The sequence below is a fragment of the Streptomyces sp. NPDC096132 genome, assembly GCF_044763345.1.
Lineage (GTDB): Bacteria > Actinomycetota > Actinomycetes > Streptomycetales > Streptomycetaceae > Streptomyces.
In genome coordinates, this window is sequence record NZ_JBIWGA010000003.1 from 482,294 (window position 1) to 504,473 (window position 22,180).

19 protein-coding genes are annotated in these 22,180 nt (G+C 71.0%); 11 read left to right on the forward strand and 8 right to left on the reverse strand.

Annotation, left to right across the window (positions count from 1 at the left end; translation table 11 throughout):
* Window positions 1-135: 135 nt before the first annotated feature.
* The gene (locus ACIRF9_RS09925) at window positions 136-501 is read left to right on the forward strand and encodes a cupin domain-containing protein (RefSeq protein ID WP_403818741.1); all 366 of its coding nucleotides are present in this window, start codon (window positions 136-138) and stop codon (window positions 499-501) included.
* 32 nt (window positions 502-533) lie between these two features.
* Here ACIRF9_RS09925 and ACIRF9_RS09930 read toward each other — a convergent pair whose 3' ends face one another.
* Together ACIRF9_RS09930 and ACIRF9_RS09935 are read right to left on the reverse strand one after the other, a co-directional pair.
* Entirely contained in the window at window positions 534-1,886 is a 1,353-nt protein-coding gene (locus tag ACIRF9_RS09930; protein ID WP_403818743.1) for a VWA domain-containing protein, read from the reverse strand.
* Window positions 1,883-2,740: an AAA family ATPase gene (locus tag ACIRF9_RS09935; protein ID WP_403818745.1), complete on the reverse strand. Its 858-nt coding sequence runs from the start codon at window positions 2,738-2,740 to the stop codon at window positions 1,883-1,885. Before ACIRF9_RS09935 ends, ACIRF9_RS09930 begins: the two co-directional genes overlap by 4 nt.
* 125 nt (window positions 2,741-2,865) lie before the next feature.
* Here ACIRF9_RS09935 and ACIRF9_RS09940 point away from each other — a divergent pair, with 125 nt between their 5' ends.
* On the forward strand, window positions 2,866-3,441 hold the full coding sequence (locus tag ACIRF9_RS09940) for a hypothetical protein (protein ID WP_403818747.1): 576 nt from the start codon (window positions 2,866-2,868) through the stop codon (window positions 3,439-3,441).
* A 71-nt stretch (window positions 3,442-3,512) separates the two neighbouring features.
* Window positions 3,513-5,051, forward strand: coding sequence for an FAD-dependent oxidoreductase (locus tag ACIRF9_RS09945; RefSeq protein ID WP_403818749.1), 1,539 nt, complete (start codon window positions 3,513-3,515; stop codon window positions 5,049-5,051).
* Between the two features lie 22 nt (window positions 5,052-5,073).
* On the opposite strand, the gene ACIRF9_RS09950 is transcribed toward ACIRF9_RS09945, so the two are convergent.
* From ACIRF9_RS09950 to rhaI, 6 genes are all read right to left on the reverse strand, one after another.
* Complete coding sequence (locus ACIRF9_RS09950) at window positions 5,074-5,715, reverse strand: lactate utilization protein C (protein WP_403818751.1); 642 nt, start codon at window positions 5,713-5,715, stop codon at window positions 5,074-5,076.
* Window positions 5,712-7,190 (reverse strand): LutB/LldF family L-lactate oxidation iron-sulfur protein, encoded by a 1,479-nt coding sequence (locus ACIRF9_RS09955; RefSeq protein WP_403818753.1) that lies wholly within the window; start codon window positions 7,188-7,190, stop codon window positions 5,712-5,714. Before ACIRF9_RS09955 ends, ACIRF9_RS09950 begins: the two co-directional genes overlap by 4 nt.
* Window positions 7,187-7,942: a (Fe-S)-binding protein gene (locus ACIRF9_RS09960; RefSeq protein WP_403818755.1), complete on the reverse strand. Its 756-nt coding sequence runs from the start codon at window positions 7,940-7,942 to the stop codon at window positions 7,187-7,189. Before ACIRF9_RS09960 ends, ACIRF9_RS09955 begins: the two co-directional genes overlap by 4 nt.
* A gap of 72 nt (window positions 7,943-8,014) precedes the next feature.
* Window positions 8,015-9,403 (reverse strand): rhamnulokinase family protein, encoded by a 1,389-nt coding sequence (locus ACIRF9_RS09965; RefSeq protein ID WP_403819035.1) that lies wholly within the window; start codon window positions 9,401-9,403, stop codon window positions 8,015-8,017.
* A 53-nt stretch (window positions 9,404-9,456) separates the two neighbouring features.
* Window positions 9,457-11,496 (reverse strand): bifunctional aldolase/short-chain dehydrogenase, encoded by a 2,040-nt coding sequence (locus ACIRF9_RS09970; protein WP_403818756.1) that lies wholly within the window; start codon window positions 11,494-11,496, stop codon window positions 9,457-9,459.
* A 139-nt stretch (window positions 11,497-11,635) separates the two neighbouring features.
* Window positions 11,636-12,796: an L-rhamnose isomerase gene (gene rhaI / locus ACIRF9_RS09975; protein WP_403818758.1), complete on the reverse strand. Its 1,161-nt coding sequence runs from the start codon at window positions 12,794-12,796 to the stop codon at window positions 11,636-11,638.
* A 274-nt stretch (window positions 12,797-13,070) separates the two neighbouring features.
* Here rhaI and ACIRF9_RS09980 point away from each other — a divergent pair, with 274 nt between their 5' ends.
* The 8 genes from ACIRF9_RS09980 to ACIRF9_RS10015 all read left to right on the forward strand — a co-directional run bounded on the left by ACIRF9_RS09980 (window position 13,071) and on the right by ACIRF9_RS10015 (window position 22,180).
* Entirely contained in the window at window positions 13,071-14,588 is a 1,518-nt protein-coding gene (locus tag ACIRF9_RS09980) for a sugar ABC transporter ATP-binding protein (RefSeq protein WP_403818760.1), read from the forward strand.
* The gene (locus ACIRF9_RS09985) at window positions 14,585-15,655 is read left to right on the forward strand and encodes an ABC transporter permease (RefSeq protein ID WP_403818762.1); all 1,071 of its coding nucleotides are present in this window, start codon (window positions 14,585-14,587) and stop codon (window positions 15,653-15,655) included. The genes ACIRF9_RS09980 and ACIRF9_RS09985 overlap by 4 nt, the downstream gene beginning before the upstream one ends.
* Window positions 15,648-16,622 carry an ABC transporter permease gene (locus ACIRF9_RS09990; protein WP_403818764.1) on the forward strand — a complete coding sequence of 325 codons (975 nt, stop codon included), beginning with the start codon at window positions 15,648-15,650 and terminating at the stop codon, window positions 16,620-16,622. Before ACIRF9_RS09985 ends, ACIRF9_RS09990 begins: the two co-directional genes overlap by 8 nt.
* A 116-nt stretch (window positions 16,623-16,738) precedes the next feature.
* The gene (gene rhaS, locus ACIRF9_RS09995; RefSeq protein ID WP_403818766.1) at window positions 16,739-17,818 is read left to right on the forward strand and encodes a rhamnose ABC transporter substrate-binding protein; all 1,080 of its coding nucleotides are present in this window, start codon (window positions 16,739-16,741) and stop codon (window positions 17,816-17,818) included.
* Between the two features lie 19 nt (window positions 17,819-17,837).
* Window positions 17,838-18,158 carry an L-rhamnose mutarotase gene (locus ACIRF9_RS10000; protein ID WP_403818768.1) on the forward strand — a complete coding sequence of 107 codons (321 nt, stop codon included), beginning with the start codon at window positions 17,838-17,840 and terminating at the stop codon, window positions 18,156-18,158.
* Window positions 18,159-18,221: 63 nt separating this feature from the next.
* On the forward strand, window positions 18,222-19,652 hold the full coding sequence (locus tag ACIRF9_RS10005) for a BNR repeat-containing protein (RefSeq protein WP_403818770.1): 1,431 nt from the start codon (window positions 18,222-18,224) through the stop codon (window positions 19,650-19,652).
* Between the two features lie 79 nt (window positions 19,653-19,731).
* The gene (locus ACIRF9_RS10010) at window positions 19,732-20,751 is read left to right on the forward strand and encodes a LacI family DNA-binding transcriptional regulator (protein ID WP_403818772.1); all 1,020 of its coding nucleotides are present in this window, start codon (window positions 19,732-19,734) and stop codon (window positions 20,749-20,751) included.
* A 127-nt stretch (window positions 20,752-20,878) separates the two neighbouring features.
* On the forward strand, window positions 20,879-22,180 hold the full coding sequence (locus ACIRF9_RS10015) for an alpha/beta fold hydrolase (RefSeq protein WP_403818774.1): 1,302 nt from the start codon (window positions 20,879-20,881) through the stop codon (window positions 22,178-22,180).

Consider the following 22,180-nt stretch of genomic DNA (forward strand, 5'->3'; position numbering starts at 1 on the left):
GTCCGCCGAATGGCGGCCCCCGGTGGACGGGCGGACGATGGAGGTGTGGGGTGCGGCCCCCACCGGTGACGTCCTGGGCCGCCGGGGAGACCGGGCCCCGGCCGTGGGCGAGTGCGGCCGGAAGGGAGGAGCGCCATGCTGGAAGTGAAGACGCTCGACAAGCCGGACGAGCGGCGTGACTTTCCCCGGGGACACCTGGAAGCCGTCCACATGAGTGGGCTCGACTTCGCCATCGCGACGTTCGAGCCCGGGTGGCGCTGGACGGAGTCGGTGGCGCCGATCGCGGGAACGGACACCTGTCAGATCCACCACAACGGCTATGTGGTCAGCGGGCGCATGCACGTCCTCATGGACGAGGGCGGCGAGACCGAGGTGGGTCCCGGCGACGTCTTCGTGGTCTCGCCCGGCCATGACGCCTGGGTGGTCGGTGACGAGCAGTGCGTGGTCTACGACTTCCAGGGATCGATGGCCAAGGAATACGCCAAGGCCAAGGACAAGTAGGCCGGTTGGCCGGACCGAGCCGGGCGGTTCGCTCAGATGGGCAGCAACCGCCCGACCAGCGCGCCGAGTTGGTGAGCGTTGCGGCATTCGTGCATCGCGACCAGCTCGGCGTACTCGGGTGCGGCCGAGTCGCCCGTGCCCCACAGCGCACGCGGCTCCGGGTTCAACCAGTAGAGGCGGCGGGCCCGTTCGGCGATCTCCCGGACCGCCGCCAGGTTCGGGTCGCTCATGTTCGTCCGCGCGTCCCCCAGCACGAACACCGTCGTGCGGGGGCCCACGGCGGCGCCGTACCGCTCCGCGAACTCGCCGAGTGCCATGCCGTAGTCGCTGCTGCCGTGATAGCCCGTCAGCCGCGCCTCGGCCTGGATGCGGGCGCCGAGACCCTCCGGGTCGGCGGCACCGCGTTCGAGGAGCCCCGTGATCTCGTCGATCCGGTTGACGAAGGCGAACACCCGCACCTTGCTGAACTGGTCGTGCAGCGCCTGCACCAGCAGCATCGTGAAGTCGGAGAAGCCGGACACCGAGCCCGACACATCGCACAGCAGCACCAGTTCGGGCCGGGCCGGACGCCGGCGGCGCAGCACGGGCCGCATCGGCACCCCGCCCGTGGACAGCGAGCCGCGCAGGGTGCGCCGCAGATCGATCGTCCCGCGTGCGGCACGGCGGCGGCGCGCGGCCAGCCGGGTGGCCAGCTTGCGCGCCAACGGCTGTACGGTGCGCCGCAGTTCGGCCAGCCGGTCCCGCCCCGCGTACAGGAAGTCCACCCGGTCCGCGGTGGGCGCCACGGCCCGCCGCGCGATCTCGTCCCGCCCCCGCCGCTCCGCGACCCGGCGCCGTGCCTCCGCCGCCACCAGGGTGCGGAAGGCCTCGATGCGCCGCCGGATCTCGTCCTCCAGGAGCCGGCCGGCGAAACCGGCCCCACCGCCCTGCCGCCGCATGTCGTCCCGTACCCGTGCCAGCAGCGTCTGCGGACGCAGCCGGTCGAGGGTCTGGTACGACGACCAGCCGTCCGCCCCCGGTGAACTCCCGTACCCGCCCAGCCCGTCGACCGCCTCGATCGCCAACTGCCCCAGCGCGGCACGGTCATTGGCGGCGAGGGCGTCGGCGAGCCGGTCGCGCAGATCCTCCCGGTCGCCGGGCTCACCCGCGGGCGCGCCCACGCCGTGGGGGAAGTACAGGTCGAAGACGGTGTCGAACAGCCGCCGTTGGTCCGTGGTGTGCAGCAGTGTCGCGGCCAGTCCCTCGCGCAGCAGCCCCCGGTCCGCGAACCCGAGCACCGCCACGGCCTCGGCCGCGTCCACGGTCTCGCCGGTGCCGATCCGGACGCCGTGCGCCCGCAGCGCGGCCACGAACCCGGTCAGCCGCTCGGCGGCGTCGCCGCTCACACGGCGTCCAGATCGAGCTTCGCCCCGGCCTTCAGGACGTCGTCCTGGTGCTTGAGGATCACGCCCAGACTGTCCCGTACGACGGTCTCGTCCAGGGTGGTGGCGCCGAGCGCGAGCAGGGTGCGGGCCCAGTCGATGGTCTCGGCGACCGACGGCACCTTGCGCAGGTCCATCGCCCGCAGCGCGGCGACCACCCGGACCACCGACTCGGCCAGCGCCGCGTCGAGACCGGGCACCTTGAGCCGGACGATCCGCCGCTCCAGCTCCTCGTCGGGGAAGCCGAGGTGCAGGAACAGGCAGCGGCGGCGCAGCGCCTCGGACAGCTCGCGGGTGGCGTTGGAGGTGAGGACGACGAAGGGACGGCGGGTCGCGGTGATCGTGCCCAGCTCCGGGACGGTGACCTGGAAGTCGCTGAGCACCTCGAGGAGCAGGCCCTCCACCTCGACGTCGGCCTTGTCGGTCTCGTCGATCAGCAGGACCGTCGGCTCGTCGCCGCGGATCGCGGTCAGCAGCGGGCGGGGGAGCAGGAACTCCTCGCTGAAGATGTCCGTGCGGGCCTCGTCCCACGTCTCGTCGCGGCCGGCGCTGATGCGCAGCAGCTGCTTGGCGTGGTTCCACTCGTACAGCGCCCGGGACTCGTCCACGCCCTCGTAGCACTGCAGCCGCACCAGCCGGGCCCCCGCCACCTGCGCGACGGCCTTGGCGAGTTCCGTCTTGCCGACCCCGGCCGGGCCCTCCACGAGCAGCGGCTTGCCGAGCCGGTCGGCGAGGAAGACGGTCGTGGCGACCGCGGGGGAGGCCAGATAGCCGGTCTCGGCGAGACGGGCGGAGACGTCGTCGACGGACGTGAACAACGGGGCCTCCGGGGGATCGGTCGAGGAGGGGCAGGTCCGGTCACATATCTAAGCGCTTGTTCAGCGCTCTTGTCGATGTTGCCGATGGTGACGTCGGTGTCAGTGGCGGCGGTTACCTTGCGCTCATGGGCATCTATCTCGTGAGTGTGAGTTCTCAGGACTGGTCGCCGGCGGGGGAGGACGGCCACGGTGACATCGCCTCGGCGCTGAACGCGGAGCTGGCACGGCGGGGGCTGCCGCCGTACGAGGCGAAGGGCGGCCCGGGCGCCCCGGACTGGTTCGAGGAGAAGCTGAGCCCGTCGATGGACGGCTTCGACGCGCTGTGCCGGGAGCGGCTGACCCCCGACGAGCGGGACGCCCTCCTCGGCTGGTCGCTCCTGGTCCCGTTCGCGCTGGCGGAGGCCGTGCCGCTGCCGGTCGCCTCCTCGTACACGGACGAGACACTGGTCGTCGGAGCCCCGTACGTCCTCGGCCTGGCCGAGCGGCTCGCCGGGGCCATCGGCCTGCCGCTGGACCTGATACCGGCCACCTTCCGCGCCCTCGAACTGACCGCCTGGTTCCTGGACGGCGCCGCGGACAAGGCCGCCACGACCCGCCCCGGCCCGTGGGCCGACGACCTCTCCAGCGCGTTCTACACGGCGGTGTACCTGCGGGCCGCCCAGTACTCGCTGCGGCACGGCTGCGCCATGACCTACTCCTGAGCCCGTCCCCGTGCCCGTCCCCGGCCCGGCCCCGCTCGTGTGACCCGGCCGGTCGCGGGAACCCGGCGACCATGGACGAACAGGCGCGTCTCCACGGGTCGTACTGGCTGCAGAGCGCCCCGCCCGGTGATCCCGCACCCCCGCCGGAAGGGCCACTGAGGGTCGATGTCGCCGTCGTCGGCGCGGGCGTCGCGGGGCTGAGCACGGCGTGGGAGCTGGCCCGGGACGGCCACTCCGTCGCCGTCCTGGAGGCCGGGCGGATCGCGGCCGGCGTCACCGGCCACACCACCGCCAAGCTGACCGCCCTGCACACCCTCGTCTACGACCGGCTGCGCCGCACCCGGGGCCCGGAGGCGGCCCGGCTCTACGCCCGCTCGCAGCAGGGCGCGATCCGCCGGGCCGAGGAGATCGCGAACCTGCTCGGCATCGACTGCGAGTGGGAGGACACCGCCGCGTACACCTACGCCGAGGATCCCGCCCGGGCCGGTGACCTGCGGGCCGAGGCGGAGGCGGCGCGGGAGGCCGGGCTGCCGGCCCAGTTCGTGACCGAGACGGAGCTGCCGTTTCCCGTCGCGGGCGCGGTCCGGGTCACCGGCCAGGCCCAGTTCCACCCCCGCAAGTACCTGCTGGCCCTCGCCGACGGCATCCGGCGGCTCGGCGGCACCCTCCACGAGTACACCCGCGTCACGGAGCTGAAGGAGGGCGAGCCCTGTGTGCTGACCGCCCGGTCACCCGCGTCCGCGACGACGGTGACCGCCCGGGACGTGGTCGTCGCCACCCACTACCCCGTCTTCGGCCGGGCCCTGCTGTTCACCCGGCTCTCCCCGCGCCGCGAACTGGTCGTGGCCGCGCCCCTCGACGCCGACAGGGCTCCGCTGGGCATGTACATCACCCCCGAGCGGAACACCCGCTCGGTCCGCACGGCACCCCTCGACAACGGACGCCGACTGCTCGTCGTGACCGGCGAGCACTTCACCCCGGGCACGGGCGACGACGTCGAGGAGCGCTTCGCCCGGCTCTTCGGCTGGGCGACGGACCACTTCGGCGAGCTGACCCCGACCCACCGCTGGGCCACGCAGGACAACGCCTCCACCGACACCGTCCCCCTCGTCGGCCCGCTCCACCCCGGCGCCGACCACGTCCACGTCGCCACCGGCTTCGGCGGCTGGGGCCTCAGCAGCGGCATCATGGCCGGCCGGCTGCTCGCCGAACGGATCGACGGGCGCCCCTGCGAGTGGAGCGAGCTGTACGACCCCCGCCGTATCGCGTCCGTCGTCCGCGAGGGTGCCGCCTTCCTCAAGCACCAGGCCGACGTGGCCCGCCACTTCGTCGGCGACCGGCTGCCGGCGCCGTCCGGCCCGTCGGTGGACGACATCGCCCCCGGTGAGGGCGCGGTCGTCCGGGTCTCAGGCGAACGCTGCGCCGTCCACCGCGACGAGGACGGAAAGCTGCACGTGCTCTCCGCGCGCTGCACCCACCTGGGCTGCCTCGTCGCGTTCAACCGTGCGGAGCGCGCCTGGGAGTGCCCGTGCCACGGCTCCCGCTTCGACGTCCACGGAGGCGTCGTCCAGGGCCCCGCGAACGATCCCCTGGAACCCAGGGATCTCTGAAGGGCACCGGCCCGAAGGCTCCTCAGCCGACCAGGATCACCTCCAGCGTGCGCGGACCGTGCACCCCCTCCACCCGGTCCAGCTCGATGTCACTGGTCGCCGACGGACCGGAGATCCATGTCAACGGGCGGGCGGGGTCCAGCCGTTCGAGGGCCTGCGGCACGGACGACACGACCTGTCGGGGCACACGCACCACGCACACATGGTGGTCGGGGACGAGCGTGATCCGGCGCCGGCCCTGGTCCGGTCCGCCGTCCAGCACGATCGTCCCGGTCTCGGCGATGGCCACCGCGCACGCCGTGACCACGCTGTCGACCCGGTCGAGCTCGTGCGGGGTGCCGTCCGCGTGGTCCTCGACCCGGTCGGCATCGGTGGCCGACAGCCACTCCGCGTCCAGACCCGGCGGCACGACCACCGACCTCGCCCCGCGCTCGGCCAGCAACCGGCCGATCACGGCCGGCAGTTCACCCTCCGAGCAGCGGTGCACGAGCGCCCGGTAGTCGGCGAGGTTCTCGGCCAGCAGATCGACGGTCTGCGCGACACTCCGGTCGCCGTGCTCGCGCAGGTAGTCCCGCGTGACCGCCTGGTCGTACGGCCTGTCGTCCCGCTCCACATCGGCGAGCGCGCGCCGCACCCGGCCCAGGATCCGTTCCCTGCTGCTCACTTCGCCCCGCCCTTTCCACCGTTCGTCCGCTGCCACCAGTCCCGGAACGGCTCGGCCGGCACCGGCGGCAGCTCCCGGGTGGCGCTCCACGCCTTGCCGGGACCCGGCAGCCTGCGCGGGTGGAGACGGCGGGTGCGGGAGGCGAGCCGCTGGCCGGTGCGCAGGGCGCCCGGGTGCGCGAACGCCCACCGGGCCGCCCGCATCGCCGCCCGCTCGGCGGCATGTCCCTTGGCCGGCTTCAGTACGACCTTGTTGCCCTCGCGGATCACCGGACCGCCCTCCACGACCCGTTCCCGCAGATGCACCAGCACCTCGGGGATGTCGATGGCGACCGGGCACACCTCGTAGCAGGCACCGCAGAGCGAGGACGCGTAGGGCAGGGAGGCGTCGATCTCGCTCGCCGTGCCCCGGAGCTGGGGGCTGAGGATGGCGCCGATCGGGCCCGGGTAGACCGAGCCGTAGGCGTGGCCGCCGGCCCGCTCGTAGACCGGGCAGACGTTCAGGCAGGCCGAGCAGCGGATGCAGCGCAGGGCCTGGCGGCCGACCTCGTCGGCGAGGGTGTCGGTGCGGCCGTTGTCGATGAGGACCAGATGGAAGGTCCGCGGACCGTCCTCGTCCGAAGTGCCGGTCCACATCGAGGTGTACGGGTTCATGCGCTCGGCCGTCGAGGAGCGGGGGAGCGTCTGGAGGAAGACCTCCAGGTCCTGCCAGGTCGGCAGGATCTTCTCGATGCCGACGACCGAGATCAGGGTCTCGGGCAGGGTCAGGCACATCCGTCCGTTGCCCTCGGACTCCACGACGACCAGCGTGCCGGTCTCGGCGATCATGAAGTTGGCGCCGGAGATGCCGACCTTGGCGCGCAGGAACTTCTCGCGGAGGTGGAGACGTGCGGCTTCGGCGAGTTCGGCGGGCGTGTCGGTGAGCCCTTCCGGTGCCGGACGTCCCCACTCGCTCATCTCGCGTTCGAAGATCTCCCTGATCTCGCCCCGGTTGCGGTGGATGGCGGGAACGAGGATGTGCGAGGGCCGGTCCTTGCCCAACTGCACGATCAGTTCGGCGAGATCGGTCTCGTAGGCGCGGATGCCCTCCTCCTCCAGCGCCTCGTTGAGCCCGATCTCCTGGGTGGCCATCGACTTGACCTTGACGACCTCCGACTCGCCCGTCTCCTTGACGAGTCGAGTGACGATGCGGTTGGCCTCGTCGGCGTCGACGGCCCAGTGGACCGTGCCGCCCGCGGCCGTCACCGACTCCTCCAACCGCACGAGATAGCGGTCGAGATGACGAAGTGTGTGGTCCTTGATCCGCTTGCCTGCCTCGCGCAGCGCCGCCCAGTCCGAGACCTCGGTGACGGCCTTCTCGCGCTTGGCGCGGATCGTGTGCGTGGCGTGCCGCAGGTTCCCGCGCAGGGTCTGGTTGTCGACGGCCTCGTGCGCGGCCTCGGGGAAGGCCGGCATCCCTACGAACGTCCCGCTCATGCCGTCGGCTCCTCCTCCGTGCTCGCCAGGATCTCCGCGATGTGCACCGGCCGCATGCCGGTGCTCAGCCGGGCCATGGTGCCGCCGATGTGCATGAGACAGGAGTTGTCGGCCGCGCACAGCACCTCGGCGCCGGTCGACTCGGCGTTGCGCACCTTGTCGGCACCCATCGCCGCCGAGACGTCGGAGTTCTTCAGCGCGAAGGTGCCGCCGAACCCACAGCACTCCTCCGCCCCCGGCAGCTCGACCAGCTCCAGCCCCTTCACGGCCTGGAGCAGCCGCCGGGGCCGGTCGCCGAGCGCCAGGCCGCGCAGCCCGTGGCAGGTCGGGTGGTAGGTCACCCTGTGCGGGTAGTGGGCGCCCACGTCCGTGACCCCGAGGACGTCCACCAGGAACTCCGTCAGCTCGTACGTCTTCGGCACCACGGGCGCCAGCGTGGCCGCGAGGGTGTCCCCGCGCCCCTCGGCCCGAGCCCGCTCGCCCATCCGCGGATACAGCTCCCGCACCATCGCCCCGCACGACCCGGACGGCGTCACGATCGCCTCGTACTCCCCGAAGACATCGGAGAAATGCCGGGCGAGCGGCTCCGCCTCATGGCGGTATCCGGTGTTGTAGTGGGCCTGTCCGCAGCAGGTCTGCGCCATCGGGAAGTCGACCTCGACACCCAACCTGGTCAGCAGTTTCACCACGGCACGGCCGGTGTCCGGATAGAGCGTGTCGTTGACACAGGTCAGGAACAGTGCGACACGCATCGCGGCTCCTTGGGGTTGATCATCGGATGAGTGCAGGGTAGTCCGGCACAAGGATCGGGGGGAGACCCCGGCTCACCGCGTGGCGAGCCGGGCCTGCGCCTCCTGCCACCGCGCGGTGCCGCCCCGCGGCTCGTAGCGCGTCAGGGGCTGGGTACGGGCGAGCAGGCGCCGCATCCCCGCGAGGTCCCCGACCAGCCCGTGCGCCCGGGCCTGCACCAGCACGTTGCCGAGCGCCGCCGCCTCCGTCGGTCCGGCCACCACCGGCAACCCGCAGGCATCGGCGGTGAGCCGGCACAGCAGCTCGTTGCGGGTACCACCACCCACGATGTGCACGACGTCGACGGGATGACCGGCGAGCCGCTGGGCGTCCTCGACCGCCCGCCGGTGGGCCAGGGCGAGCGAGTCGAGGATGCACCGCGTGATCTCACCCCGCGTCTGCGGCACCGGCTGCCCGGTGGCCCGGCACGCCTCGGCGATCCGCTCCGGCATCCGCCCCGGCGCGAGGAAGACGGCGTCCCCCGCGTCCACGACCGACCGCAGCGCGGGAGCGGCGGCCGCTTCCCGCAGCAGCGCGCCCAGATCCGGGTCCCCCCAGGCCCGTACGCACTCCTGGAGCAGCCACAGCCCCATGATGTTGCGCAGATAGCGGACCGTGCCGTCCAGCCCCAGCTCGTTGGTGAAGTTGGCGGCGCGGCTCTCCTCGGTGAGCACGGGCGCCGTCAGTTCGAGGCCCGCCAGGGACCAGGTGCCGGTGCAGATGTAAGCGAACCGCTCACCGGTCGCCGGCACGGCCGCCACCGCGGACGCCGTGTCGTGCGACCCGACGGCCGTCACCGGCACGGGCCCGGTCAGCCCCGTCTCCTCCAGCACCCGTGCCCGCAGCACCCCGGCCGGGTCACCGGGCTGCCGCAGCGGCGCGAACAGCTCCAGGTCGATGCCCAGCCGCGCGGCGACGTCGTACGACCAGTCGCGCGTCCGGGGATCGACGAGCTGGGTCGTGGAGGCGTTGGTCAGCTCGGTGCCCTGCTCGCCGGTCAGCCAGTACGTCAGCAGATCGGGGATGAGCAACAGCCGCTCTGCGTGGCTCAGCTGGGCCGAGTCGGCGGCCGCGGTCAGCTGGTAGAGGGTGTTGAAGGGCGCGTACTGGATGCCGGTCGCCGCGTACAGCTCGGCCGCCGGCACGGTGGCCCACACCTTCTCCGCGATGCCCTCGGTGCGCGCGTCCCGGTAGTGCACCGGGTTGCCGAGCAGCGCCCCGTCGGCGTCCAGCAGCCCGTAGTCCACGGCCCAACTGTCGATGCCGACGGAGTCGACCTGTCCTGCCGCCCGCAGCCCGTCCAGGACACCGGCGTACAGCGACAGCACGTCCCACCGCAGCCCCTCCGGCACCCGCACCGGACGGTTCACGAACCGGTGCGCCTCCGCCAGCTCCAGCGAGTCCGGGCCGACCCGGCCGACCATGACCCGCCCGCTGGACGCGCCGAGGTCGACCGCGGCGTACGACCTCACGGCCGTCACCGGAGGAACGCGGCCGCCACACCCGCGTCGACGGGCACATGCAGCCCGGTGGTGTGGGTCAGCTCCCCGCCCGTCAGCGCGAACACCGCGTTCGCGACGTGCTCGGGCAGCACCTCCCGCTTGAGGATGGTCCGCTGCGCGTAGAACTCGCCCAGCTTCTCCTCCTCGATGCCGTAGGTCGCGGCCCGCTGGGCACCCCAGCCCCCGGCGAAGATGCCCGACCCCCGCACCACCCCGTCCGGATTGACCCCGTTCACCCGGATCCCGTGCTCACCCAGCTCGGCGGCCAGCAGCCGCACCTGGTGGGCCTGGTCGGCCTTGGTGGCGGAGTAGGCGATGTTGTTGGGGCCGGCGAACACGGCGTTCTTCGAGGCGATGTAGACGATGTCCCCGCCCAGCCCCTGCGCGATCATCACGCGGGCCGCCTCGCGCGACACCAGGAACGACCCCCGGGCCATGATGTCGTGCTGCAGGTCCCAGTCCTTCGCCGAGGTCTCCAGCAGCGGCTTGGAGATGGAGATCCCCGCGTTGTTGACCACGAGATCGACGCCGCCGAAGGCGAGCGCCGCGGCCTTGAAGGCGTCGGCGATCTGCTCCTCGGAGGTCACGTCGACGGTCACGGCGACGGCCTTGTCCGGCCCGCCCAGCTCCCCGGCGACGGCGGCGGCGTTGTCACCGTTGAGATCGGCGACGACGACACACGCCCCTTCCGCGACGAGCCGGCCCGCGATGGCCTTCCCGATCCCGCTGCCGGCCCCCGTCACCAGCGCCACACGCGTGGCCAGCGCCTTCGGCTTCGGCATCCGCTGGAGCTTGGCCTCCTCCAGCGCCCAGTACTCGATGCGGAACTTCTCCCGCTCCTCGATCGGCGCGTAGGAGGACACCGCCTCGGCCCCGCGCATCACGTTGATGGCGTTGACGTAGAACTCGCCCGCGACCCGCGCGGTCTGCTTGTCCTTGCCGAACGAGAACATGCCCACCCCCGGCACGAGCACGATCGCCGGGTCGGCGCCGCGCAGGGCGGGGGAGTCCGCCTCGGCGTGCCGCGCGTAGTAGGCGGCGTACTCCTCCCGGTACTCGGCGTGCAGCTCCCGAAGCCGCGCGATCGCCTCGTCGAGCGGAGCGGCGGGCGGCAGGTCGAGCACCAGCGGCCGCACCTTGGTCCGCAGGAAGTGGTCCGGGCACGAGGTGCCGAGCGCGGCGAGCCGAGGATGCTCGGCCCGGGCGACGAAATCGAGGACGACCTCGGAGTCGTCGAAGTGCCCGACCTGCGGCCGGTCCTGCGAGGCGATCGCCCGCACATACGGTGCGAGCGCGGCGGCCCGCTCCCGCCGCTCACCCTCGGGCAGTGCCTCGTACCCCTCGACGACGGGCCCGAAGGGCTCGGCCTTCCCCCGCTCCTCCAGGAACTTCTCCGCGGTCCGGATGATGTGCAGCGAGTTCCGCTCGCACTCCTCGGCGCTGTCACCCCAGGCGGTGATCCCGTGCCCGCCCAGGACGACCCCGATGGCCTGCGGGTTGGCTTCCTTGATGGCGGCGATGTCCAGCCCCAGCTGGAACCCGGGCCGCCGCCACGGCACCCACGCCACCGTGTCCCCGAAGCACTCGGCGGTCAGCTTCTCCCCGTCGGCGGCACAGGCGAGCGCGATCCCGGAGTCCGGGTGCAGATGATCCACATGGGCGGCGTCGACGAGCCCGTGCATGGCGGTGTCGATGGACGGAGCGGCCCCGCCCTTCCCGTGCAGGCAGTAGTCGAACGCGGCGACCATCTCGTCCTCACGCTCGACCCCCGGGTACACCTCGACGAGCCCTCGCAGCCGATCCAGCCGCAACACGGCGAGCCCGCTCTCGGTGAGCGTGCCGAGATCGCCTCCCGACCCCTTCACCCACATCAGCTCGACATCCGAGCCGGTGACGGGATCGATGTCGGTGCCTTTCGCGGACGCGTTGCCGCCCGCGTAGTTGGTGTTCCGGGGATCAGAGCCGAGCCTGTGGGACCTGGCGAGGAGTGCGGCAGCTTCGGGGTGCGGTGCCATGAACCTTCAGTCCTTACTTGAAAGGGGTGAGTGCATGTTTTTCAGGGGCGCGGGGCCGTATCAATGTGCGGCTCCGCCGCGTGGGCGCGACCAGCCACATCCGGCCCGCAGCCCGCGACGAACAGATCCAGGCAGACGCTCACGCACCCCAACCGGCCTGCTCTCCGCCAACCCGCTCAGCAACGATCTTCTCGGCCCACCCCGACCGCCGGTACGCGGCAAGAGGCTCGGGGTCCAACTCCATCTCCTCCCGCACCTCACGCAGCAGCGGACGCACGTCCGTGTTGTACGCGTCCATCAAGACGGCGTTGGCTTCCAGCACATCCCCGGAAGCCTGCGCAGCAGAAAGCGCCGACCGGTCGACGAGCAACGCCTTAGCCGTCGCCTCCTGCACATTCATCACCGACCGGATGATCGCCGGAATCTTCGCCTCGATGTTGTGGCACTGGTCCAGCATGAACGCCACCTCGGAGGTGTACCCCCCGCCCCGTACGACCTCGTACATGATCCGGAACAGCTGGAACGGATCGGCGGCGCCCACCATCAGATCGTCATCGGCGTAGAACCGCGAGTTGAAGTCGAACCCCCCGAGCTTCCCCTCCCGCAGCAGCGTGGCCACGATGAACTCGATGTTGGTCCCCGGCGCATGGTGCCCCGTGTCGACCACGACCTGTGCCTTCGGCCCCAGCTTCAGACAGTGCGCGTACGCCGTCCCCCAGTCGGGGACATCGGTCGTGTAGAAGGCCGGCTCGAAGAACTTGTACTCCAGCAGCATCCGCTGCCCGTCGCCGAGCCGCTCGTACACCTCGGCCAGCCCCTCGGCCAGCCGGTCCTGCCGCGCCCGCACATCGTCCTGCCCCGGGTAATTGGTGCCGTCGGCGAACCACAGCTTCAGATCGGCGGAGCCCGTCGCGTCCATGATGTCGACGCACTCCAGCAGATGATCGACGGCCTTGCGCCGCACCCCCGCGTCGGGATGGCAGATGCTGCCCAGTTTGTAGGCGTCGTCCTGGAAGGTGTTGGAGTTGATCGCCCCCAGCTTCACCCCCCGGTCCTCGGCATGTTTCGCAAGTGCGGAGTAGTCCTCCACCTTGTCCCACGGGATGTGCAGCGCGACGGTCGGCGCCACTCCGGTGAACGCGTGGACCTGCGCCGCGTCCTCCAGTTTCTCCTGCGGGGTGCGTGGCACGCCCTCCTGGGCGAACACCTTGAAGCGGGTCCCCGAGTTCCCGTACGCCCACGACGGCGTCTCGACGGCCTGGGTCTTCAGCGCGGCCTTCACCGCGGCGAGGTCGGTCACTTCGGGCTCCTGTGACATCGGTCCGGCACCTGCGCCGGATGAAACGATTCAGAACGGGAAGCTATGAGCCTCCGGTAGGAGTGTCAACCCCTTCGACCACGCGCCCTTTTCGTGACATCCGCGTGACCTTCAGCTATCGAAAGATTTTCGAGACGGACCCATTGACGTGACATGCCCGGCGTGCCTAACGTCCCGGCAATCCAGTTGAAACCTTTCACGACGCCGTGACGGACCCCTGAGGGCACCGGTTGCGGCCGTCGTCGAGGAGCCACCCATGACCCACCCGTCCGACACGGGACCGGCCCCGGTGCTGGCGCTGAGGGACGTCGCCAAGTCCTTCGGTGCCGTACGCGCCCTGCGGGGCGTCTCCCTGGAGCTGTTCCCCGGCGAGGTGCACGCCCTCGCCGGGGAGAACGGCGCGGGCAAGTCGACCCTGATCAAGACCCTCGCGGGGGTGCACCGACCGGACGCCGGCCGGGTGCTGCTCGACGGTGAGCCCGTGGTCTTCCACGGTCCCGGCGACGCCCGCGACGCCGGCATCGCCGTGATCTACCAGGAACCCACGCTCTTCCCCGACCTTTCGATCGCCGAGAACATCTTCATGGGCCGCCAGCCGCGGCGCGCCCTCGGCCGGATCGACCACAAGGCCACCCACGCGGCGACCGCCGCCCTGATGACCCGGCTCGGCGTCGACCTCGACCCGGACCGCCCGGCGCGCGGACTGTCCATCGCCGACCAGCAGATCGTCGAGATCGCCAAGGCGCTCTCCTTCGACGCCCGCGTCCTGATCATGGACGAGCCGACCGCCGCCCTCACCGGCAGCGAGGTCGCCCGCCTCTTCGGAGTCGTGCGGACCCTGCGCGAGCAGGGCGCGGCCGTCCTGTTCATCTCCCACCGGCTCGAGGAGATCTTCGAGATCTGCCAGCGGGTGACGACCCTGCGCGACGGCGCCTGGATCGCCAGCGAGCCCCTCGACGGCATGACCGAGGACGACCTGGTCCGCCGTATGGTCGGCCGCGACCTCGACGAGCTCTACCCCAAGCAGGACGTCACCCCGGGCGAAGTCGCCCTCAGCGTCCGTCGGCTGACCCGCGAGGGCGTCTTCACCGACGTCTCCTTCGAGGTCCGGCGCGGCGAGATCGTCGGACTGGCCGGACTGGTCGGCGCCGGACGCACCGAAGTGGCCCGCGCCGTGTTCGGGATCGACCGCTGGGACGCCGGCGAGGTCACCGTGGACGGCAGGGCGCTGGTCAACGGCGCCCCCTCCACCGCGATGGCCGCCGGACTCGCCCTGGTCCCCGAGGACCGCCGCGCCCAGGGCCTGGTGATGGACATGTCGATCGAGCGCAACATCGGCCTCACCGGACTCCGTACGACGGTGAAGGCCGGCCTGATGGACCGGGGTGCCGAACGCAGCCGCTCCCTCGACTGGGCGGTCAAGCTGCAGGTGAAGTACGCCCGGATCGCCGACACCGTCAACACGCTCTCCGGCGGCAACCAGCAGAAGGTCGTCCTCGCCAAGTGGCTGGCCACCGCCCCCAAGGTACTGATCGTCGACGAGCCGACCCGCGGTATCGACGTCGGCACCAAGGCCGAGGTGCACCGGCTGCTCAGCGAGCTGGCCGCCGACGGGGTCGCCGTCCTGATGATCTCCTCCGACCTGCCCGAGATCCTCGGCATGGCCGACCGCGTGCTGGTGATGCACGAGGGCCGGATCACCGCCGAGATCCCCCGTACCGACGCCACCGAGGAAACCGTGATGGCCGCAGCCACCGGGAGGGCAGCCGCATGACGGTCGCCACTCCTGAGCAGGCCCCCGTCGCCGAGGCGCCCAAGTCCAGTGGGACGCGACTCGTCGACCGTGTCTTCAAGATGCGCGAACTCGCCATCCTGGCTGTCTTCCTGGTGATGATCGCCGTCACCCAGGCCGGCAACAGCGAGTTCCTCTCCGAGCAGGGCATCAAGGACCTGCTGCTGAACGCGACCATCCTGGTGCTGGTCGCCACCGGCCAGTCGCTGGTCGTCATCACCCGCAACGTCGACCTGTCGGTCGGCTCCACCCTCGGCATCACCGCCTTCGCCGCCGGCACCTATCTGCAGGGCGGCGGCAACCCGGTGATCGCGATCGTCCTGGCGATCCTGCTCGGCGTCGGCTTCGGGCTCCTCAACGGTCTGCTGGTCAGCCTCGGCCAGGTGCCCGCCCTCGTCGTCACCCTCGGCACGCTGTACATCATCCGGGGCATCGACTCCATCTGGGTCGGCTCCCGGCAGATCACCGCGGCCGACCTGCCCGGCGGGTTCGTGGACTTCGGCTCCGGCGGCCTCTCCGCGGTGCCCTGGCTGGCGCTGATCGCGGTGGCGGTGCTGGTGGCGACCGCCTACTACCTCAAGCACTTCGGCAGCGGCCGGGAGCTGTACGCCCTCGGCTCCAACCCCGAAGCCGCACGGCTCGCCGGTATCCCGGTGCGCAAGCGGATCCTCGCCGCGTACACCTTCTGCGGCGGCCTCGCCGGCCTGGCCGGCGCGATGTACCTGGCCCGGTTCGGCAACGTCGACTCCGGGACCGGCAACGGCTACGAACTCACCGTGGTCAGCGCGGTCGTGGTCGGCGGTGTCGTCTTCACCGGCGGCTCCGGCAGCGTCTACGGCGCCGCACTGGGCGCCCTGCTCCTGACCTCCATCAACAGCGTCCTGCCCGCCCTGGGCGTGAGCTCGGTCTGGGTGCTGGCCATCAACGGCTTCCTGCTCCTGCTGGCGATCGCGGTCGACCGGATCGTGGCCCTGCGGGTGGCGGCCGCCCTGAAGAAGAAGTCGGCGTCGGTCAAGCCGGCCGTAGAGAAGGGGGAGGCCCGTGCCTGAGTCCCTGAACCGCGCGATCCGGTGGGACACGGTCGTCAGCGCTCTCCTCATCGTCCTGCTGCTGTTCTCCTTCTCCTTCGTGGACGGCTTCGGCAACGCGCTGAACCTGTCCTTCCTGATCGGCAACACCCTGCCGATCGCGCTGATCGCCCTGCCGATGACCCTGCTGGTGGTCTCCGGAGAGATCGACCTCTCGGTCGCCTCCACGGCCGGTCTGTCCGGCGCGGTGATGGGCGCCCTGTGGAACCAGGGCATGACCATCGAGACGATCATCCCTATCTGTCTGCTGCTCGGTGTCGTCTGCGGGCTGATCAACGGTCTGCTCGTGACCCGCCTCGGGCTGCCCTCCCTCGCCGTCACCATCGGCACCCTCGCCGCCTACCGGGGCATCGCACAGATCGTGCTGGGCTCCGACGCGGTGACCGACTTCCCCTCCCAGTACCTGGACTTCGCGGCCGGGCGGGTCGGGAACAGCTTCCTCCCGCAGGCCTTCCTGCCCTTCCTGGTCCTGCTGGCGATCGCGGTGGTCGTCCTGCACGCCACCCCGTTCGGCCGCTCGCTCTTCGCGACCGGCGCGAGCGAGGAGGCCGCGCGGTTCGCCGGCATCCGCGTCAAGCGGCAGAAACTGATCCTCTTCACGGTGACGGGGCTGATGGCGTCGCTCACCGGGATCTTCTGGGCGCTGCACTACGCCAGCGCTCGCTATGACAACGCGACCGGGCTCGAACTCTCCGTCGTCGCGGCGGTGTTGCTCGGAGGAATCGACTTCGACGGCGGCAAGGGGACGTTGGGCGGTGCGATCGCCGGTGTCTTCCTGCTGGGGGCGCTGCAGAACGTGATGAGCCTCGTCAATGTCTCCGCGCAGTCTCAGATCGTCGTGACCGGTGTGCTGCTGGTCGTCTCCGTGCTCGGCCCTCGGGTCGCCCGGCAGGTCTCCGTTGCTCGGGCGGCACGCTCCGCTGGATAGGCAGTACGCCGTCGGCGGGCCGGTTGTGGCTGGTCGCGCCCGCGCGGCGGAGCCGCAAATCGATACAGCCCCGCGCCCCTAAAGGCATTCACCTCACCTCTCTCAGAAGGATCCCCATGCGTAAGTCATCCCTTCGGCGTGCCTGTGCCGCCCTCGCCGTCGTCTCCTCCCTCGCCCTCGCCGCCACCGCCTGCGGTGGTACCACCAAGGAGGACGTGAAGAGCGAAGGCGCCTCCGCGGCCGCCACCGGCAAGGCCGACCCGAACGCGGCCACCAAGAAGGGCCTGACCGTCGGCTTCCTGCCGAAGCAGGTCAACAACCCGTACTTCACCTCCGCCGACAAGGGCGGCGAGGCGGCCCTGAAGGAGCTGGGCTCCAGCTACAAGGAGGTCGGTCCGTCCAGCGCGACCGACACCTCGGGGCAGGTGTCGTACGTCAACACGCTGACCCAGCAGCAGGTCGACGCGATGGCCGTGTCGGCGCAGGACCCCGGTGCCCTGTGCACCGCGCTCAAGCAGGCCATGAGCAACAAGATCAAGGTCGTCACCTACGACTCGGACACCAACCCCGAGTGCCGCAACGCCTTCGTCTCGCAGGCCTCCGCCGAGGACCTGGGCCGCACCGAGGTGCAGCTGCTCGCCGAGCAGATCGGCTACAAGGGCGAGATCGCGATCCTGTCCGCCGCGCAGACCGCGACGAACCAGAACACCTGGATCGACTTCATGAAGGACGAGCTGAAGGACGCCAAGTACAAGGACGTCAAGCTCGTCAAGGTGGCGTACGGCAACGACGACGCCCAGCAGTCCTTCCAGCAGACCCAGGGCCTGCTCCAGGAGTACCCGAACCTGAAGGGGATCATCTCCCCGACCACCGTCGGCATCAAGGCGGCCGCGCAGTACCTGTCGGGCTCCAAGTACAAGGGCAAGGTCAAGCTGACCGGCCTCGGCACCCCCAACGACATGCGCAAGTACGTCAAGAACGGCACCGTCGACGCCTTCGAGCTGTGGGACCCGGCGAAGCTCGGCGCGCTGGCCGCGCAGACGGCCGTGGCGCTGGTCTCCGGCCAGATCACCGGCAAGGAGGGCGAGACCTTCACGGCCGGCGGCACCTCGTACACCATCGGCAAGGACGGTGTGATCAGCCTCGGCAAGCCGACCGTGTTCGACGCCAAGAACATCGACCAGTTCAACTTCTGATCCGAAGGAGCGGTACTTCATGCAGCGCGTCTGCTTCCTGCTCAAGGTCCGCCAGGACAAGCTCGCCGAGTACCGCGAACGCCACGCCGCCGTGTGGCCCGAGATGCTCGAAGCACTCTCGGCCACCGGCTGGCACAACTACTCCCTCTTCCTGAGAGACGACGGCCTGCTCGTCGGCTACCTGGAGACCGAGGACTTCGCCGCCGCCCTCGCCGGCATGGAGGCTTCCGAGGTCAACGCCCGCTGGCAGGCCGAGATGGCGCCCTTCTTCGAATCCCTGGACGGCGCCCGGCCCGACGAGGCCATGAAGCCGCTCACCGAGGTGTTCCACCTCGCCTGACACACCCCGTCCCCCTCGCCTCACATCCCCGTCCCCCTCTCGCACGACAATGGAGTCCCCGAGATGAAGAGACGTACGCTGCTCGGCGCAGCCCTCGCCTCCGCCGTGGTCACCCCCGCCCTCGCCGCCGGCACGGCCCGCGCCGCCGACCCCGGGCCCTCGGTCACCCTGACCGGCAGCACCCTCCTCGACAACCAGGCCATCTTCTTCGTGTCGTACGACGGTCTCGTCAACAACAACTCCTTCCAGAAGAACGGCCTGCTGACCTACAAGGGCTACCAGTACGCCGTCTGGTACACCGCCGACCGCAACGCCGTCGTCGGCCGCCGACTGCTCGGCTCCAGCACCTGGTCGACCGTCAAGGTCGGCCACACCCTGCGCTACGACGACTCCCACAACGTCATCTCCATGGGCGTCTCCAAGGTCGACGGCCGGCTCCACCTCAACATGGACTCGCACAGCGACGGCTTCACCTACGTCAAGTCGGTGGCCGGGCTGATGGACAACCCGGCCGGGCTGAGCTGGGACGCGAGCCGTTTCGGCGCCCCCCAGTCCACCCTGGACGGGCTCGCCCTCACCTCCCAGTTCACCTACCCGCAGTTCGTCTCGACGCCCGAGGGCAAGCTCCAGCTGAGCTACCGCGTCGCCGTCTCGGGCAACGGCCGCAACGCCCTGGCGGAGTACGACGGCACGTCCTGGACCAACCTCGGGGAGTGGTCCAGCTCCACCGGCACCTACACCAGCGAGCACGGCTCCAGCACGGCCCGCAACATGTATCTGCACGGCATCGACTACGACAAGAACGGCCGGCTGCACTCCTTCTTCACCTGGCGCGAGCAGAACGGCGCCGTGATGTGCTCCAGCGGCGGCATCACCAACCACGACACCGGCTACGTCTACTCCGACGACCGCGGCCGCACCTGGCGCAACAACGCGGGCACCGTCGTCGGCACCACCGGCGGCTCCGACAAGGTCGCCGTCACCGACAGCGGACTGGTGATCGACGCCCTCAACCCGGACCACTCCCTGATGAACCAGGAGAGCCAGTTCACCGACTCCGGCGGCCTGCCGCACGCGATCATCAGCTACGTCCCCGGCCGTTTCGGACAGTGCACGACGAACTATGTGTCCGACCGCACCGCCAACGGCCGCGCCTTCCACGTCCGCAAGAACGCCTCGGGCACCTGGCAGAAGACCGAGATCCCGGTCCCGCTGAACTCCAGTCAGCGCACCAAACTCATACTGGACAAGTACGACAACGCGTACGCGATCTTCCCCTTCTGCCGTATCGCCGGAGCCTCCAAGGCCTCCGGATACACGGACTGGACGATCCTGTACGACGGGGTCGGCGCCGGGCTGAACGCCTTCGGCGAGGTCGTGATCGACGAGACGCGGGTCGGACAGGACCACTTCCTGTCGATCATGTACCAGGAGAAGTCCAGCGGTACGACGCCCTCGGCGCTGCGCAACCTCAACTTCCGCCTGCCCACCTGACCGAAAACGACCGGGTGCGGCGTGAGGGTAATGTGAAGCCGCCTTCCCGCCGCCCCGTCTTCCTGGAGGAACCTGCCCGATGACCCAGTCGGTGGGTATCAAGGACGTGGCCCGCGCCGCCGGAGTATCCGTGGGCACGGTCTCGAACGTCATCAACCGTCCGGACACGGTCGCGACCGAGACCCGGGCGCGTGTGCTGTCCGCGATAGACCGCCTGGGCTACGTCCGCAGCGAGTCCGCGCGCCAGCTGCGGGCCGGCCGCAGCCGGATCATGGGGCTGCTCGTCCTCGACATGGGCAACCCGTTCTTCGTGGACGTCGCCCGGGGCGCCGAGCGGGCCGCCCGGGACGCCGGCCTCGGTGTCATGGTCTGCAACAGCGCCGAGAGCGTCGGCGAGGAGGCCGAGTACCTGTCCCTCTTCGCCGAGCAGCGGGTGCGGGGCGTGCTGCTCACCCCGGCCGACGCGACCGGCCGCAACATCGAGTCGTTCCGCCGCCACGGCATCCCGTTCGTGCTGGTCGACCGGGTCTCCGAGGGCACCACCGAGTGCTCGGTGTCGGTGGACGACGTGGCGGGCGGCGCGCTCGCCGTACGGCATCTCATCGACGCCGGGCACCGCTCCATCGCGTACGTCAGCGGCCCGCCCGGCTTCAACCAGGTGCGCGACCGCCGCACCGGCGCCCTGAACGCGCTCGCCGAGGCGGGCCTGGGCCCCGAGTGCCTGCGCGAGCTGCCCACCGAGCGGCTCGACGTGGCCGCCGGACGGGACGCCGGCGCCCGGCTGCTCGGGCTCGCCGACCGCCCCACGGCCGTGTTCTGCGCCAACGACCTGCTCGCCCTCGGCGTCCTGCAGGCCATGTACGCGGCCGGCGTCGGGGTCCCCGACGATCTCGCCATCGTCGGCTACGACGACATCGAGTTCGCCGCCGCCGCGGCCGTCCCGCTCACCTCGGTCCGCCAGCCCGCCGTCACCATGGGCGCCCTGGCCGCCGAGATGCTGCTGGAGGAGACGGAGGAGGAGGGCCGCAAGCATGAGCACCGGCGGGTCGTGCTCCAGCCGGAGCTGGTGGTGCGCCGCTCCAGCCTCTCGGCGCGCTGAGGACGGCGCGGAGCAGCGGCTGAGCCGCTGTTCAGTAGCCGTTCATGATCCCCCGGGCTCCGCGGGTGCCCCGACATGTGCTGAACTGGGACGCGGCCCGTACATCGAGCGTCCCAGGAGACCCCTGTTGTCCCTCAGCTACCGCCAGCCCGGCGTCGTCCTCACCGACCGCCGTTTCACCGTCCCCCTCGACCACACCGACCCGTCGGGGGAGACGATCGAGCTGTACGCCCGTGAGGTCGTCGCCAGTGACAAGGCCGGGCAGGACCTGCCCTGGCTGCTGTTCCTCCAGGGCGGCCCCGGCTTCGGCGCCAACCGCTTCGTCGGCAAGCCGGCCTGGCTCGGACGCGCCCTGAAGGAGTACCGCGTCCTCCTTCTCGACCAGCGCGGCACCGGACACTCCACACCCGCCAACCGCCAGACGCTCCCGCTGCGCGGCGGCCCGGCCGAGCAGGCCGACTACCTCACGCACTTCCGCGCCGACTCGATCGTCCGCGACTGCGAGGCGATCCGCCGCGAGGTCACCGGCGGCGCCCCCTGGACGGTCCTCGGCCAGAGCTTCGGCGGCTTCTGCACGGTCAGCTACCTCTCCCTCGCCCCCGAGGGCCTGGCCGCCGCCATGATCACCGGAGGTCTGCCCTCCCTCGACGCCCACGCCGACGACGTCTACCGCGCCGCCTACCCGCGCATGGAACGCAAGGCCGCCGCGCACTACGCCCGCTACCCGCAGGACGTCGAGCGGGTCCGCCGGATCGCCGACCACCTGCTCCAGCACGAGGTCACCCTGCCGAACGGCTACCGCCTCACCGTCGAGGCCTTCCAGACCGTCGGCATCATGCTCGGCGGCGGCGAGGGCAGCCACCGACTGCACCACCTCCTCGAAGAGGCCTTCGTCCCCACCCCGCACGGCCCCGAACCGTCCGACGCCTTCCAGGAGGAGATCCAGAACCTCCTCTCCTTCGCCGGCCACCCCCTGTACGCCCTCGTCCACGAGGCGATCTACGGCCAGGACGCCCGCCCCACCGCCTGGTCCGCCGAACGGGTGCGCGCGGAGTTCCCGCAGTTCGACGCGGCGAAGACGCTCACCGGCGACGGACCGCTGCTGCTGACCGGCGAAACGATCCACCCCTGGATGTTCGACACCGACCCCGCGCTGCGCCCGCTGCGCGAGACCGCCGAACTCCTCGCCGCCCGCACCGACTGGACGCCCCTGTACGACCCCGCCCGCCTCGCCGCCAACGAGGTCCCGGTCGCGGCCGCGATCTACCACGACGACCTGTACGTGGACACCGCCCACTCGCTGCGCACCGCCCGGGCCGTCCGCGGCCTGCGCACCTGGGTCACCGACGAGTTCGAACACGACGGCGTCCGGGCCGGCGGTCCGCGGGTCCTGGACCGGCTGCTCGCCCTCACCCGTGACGAAGTGTGA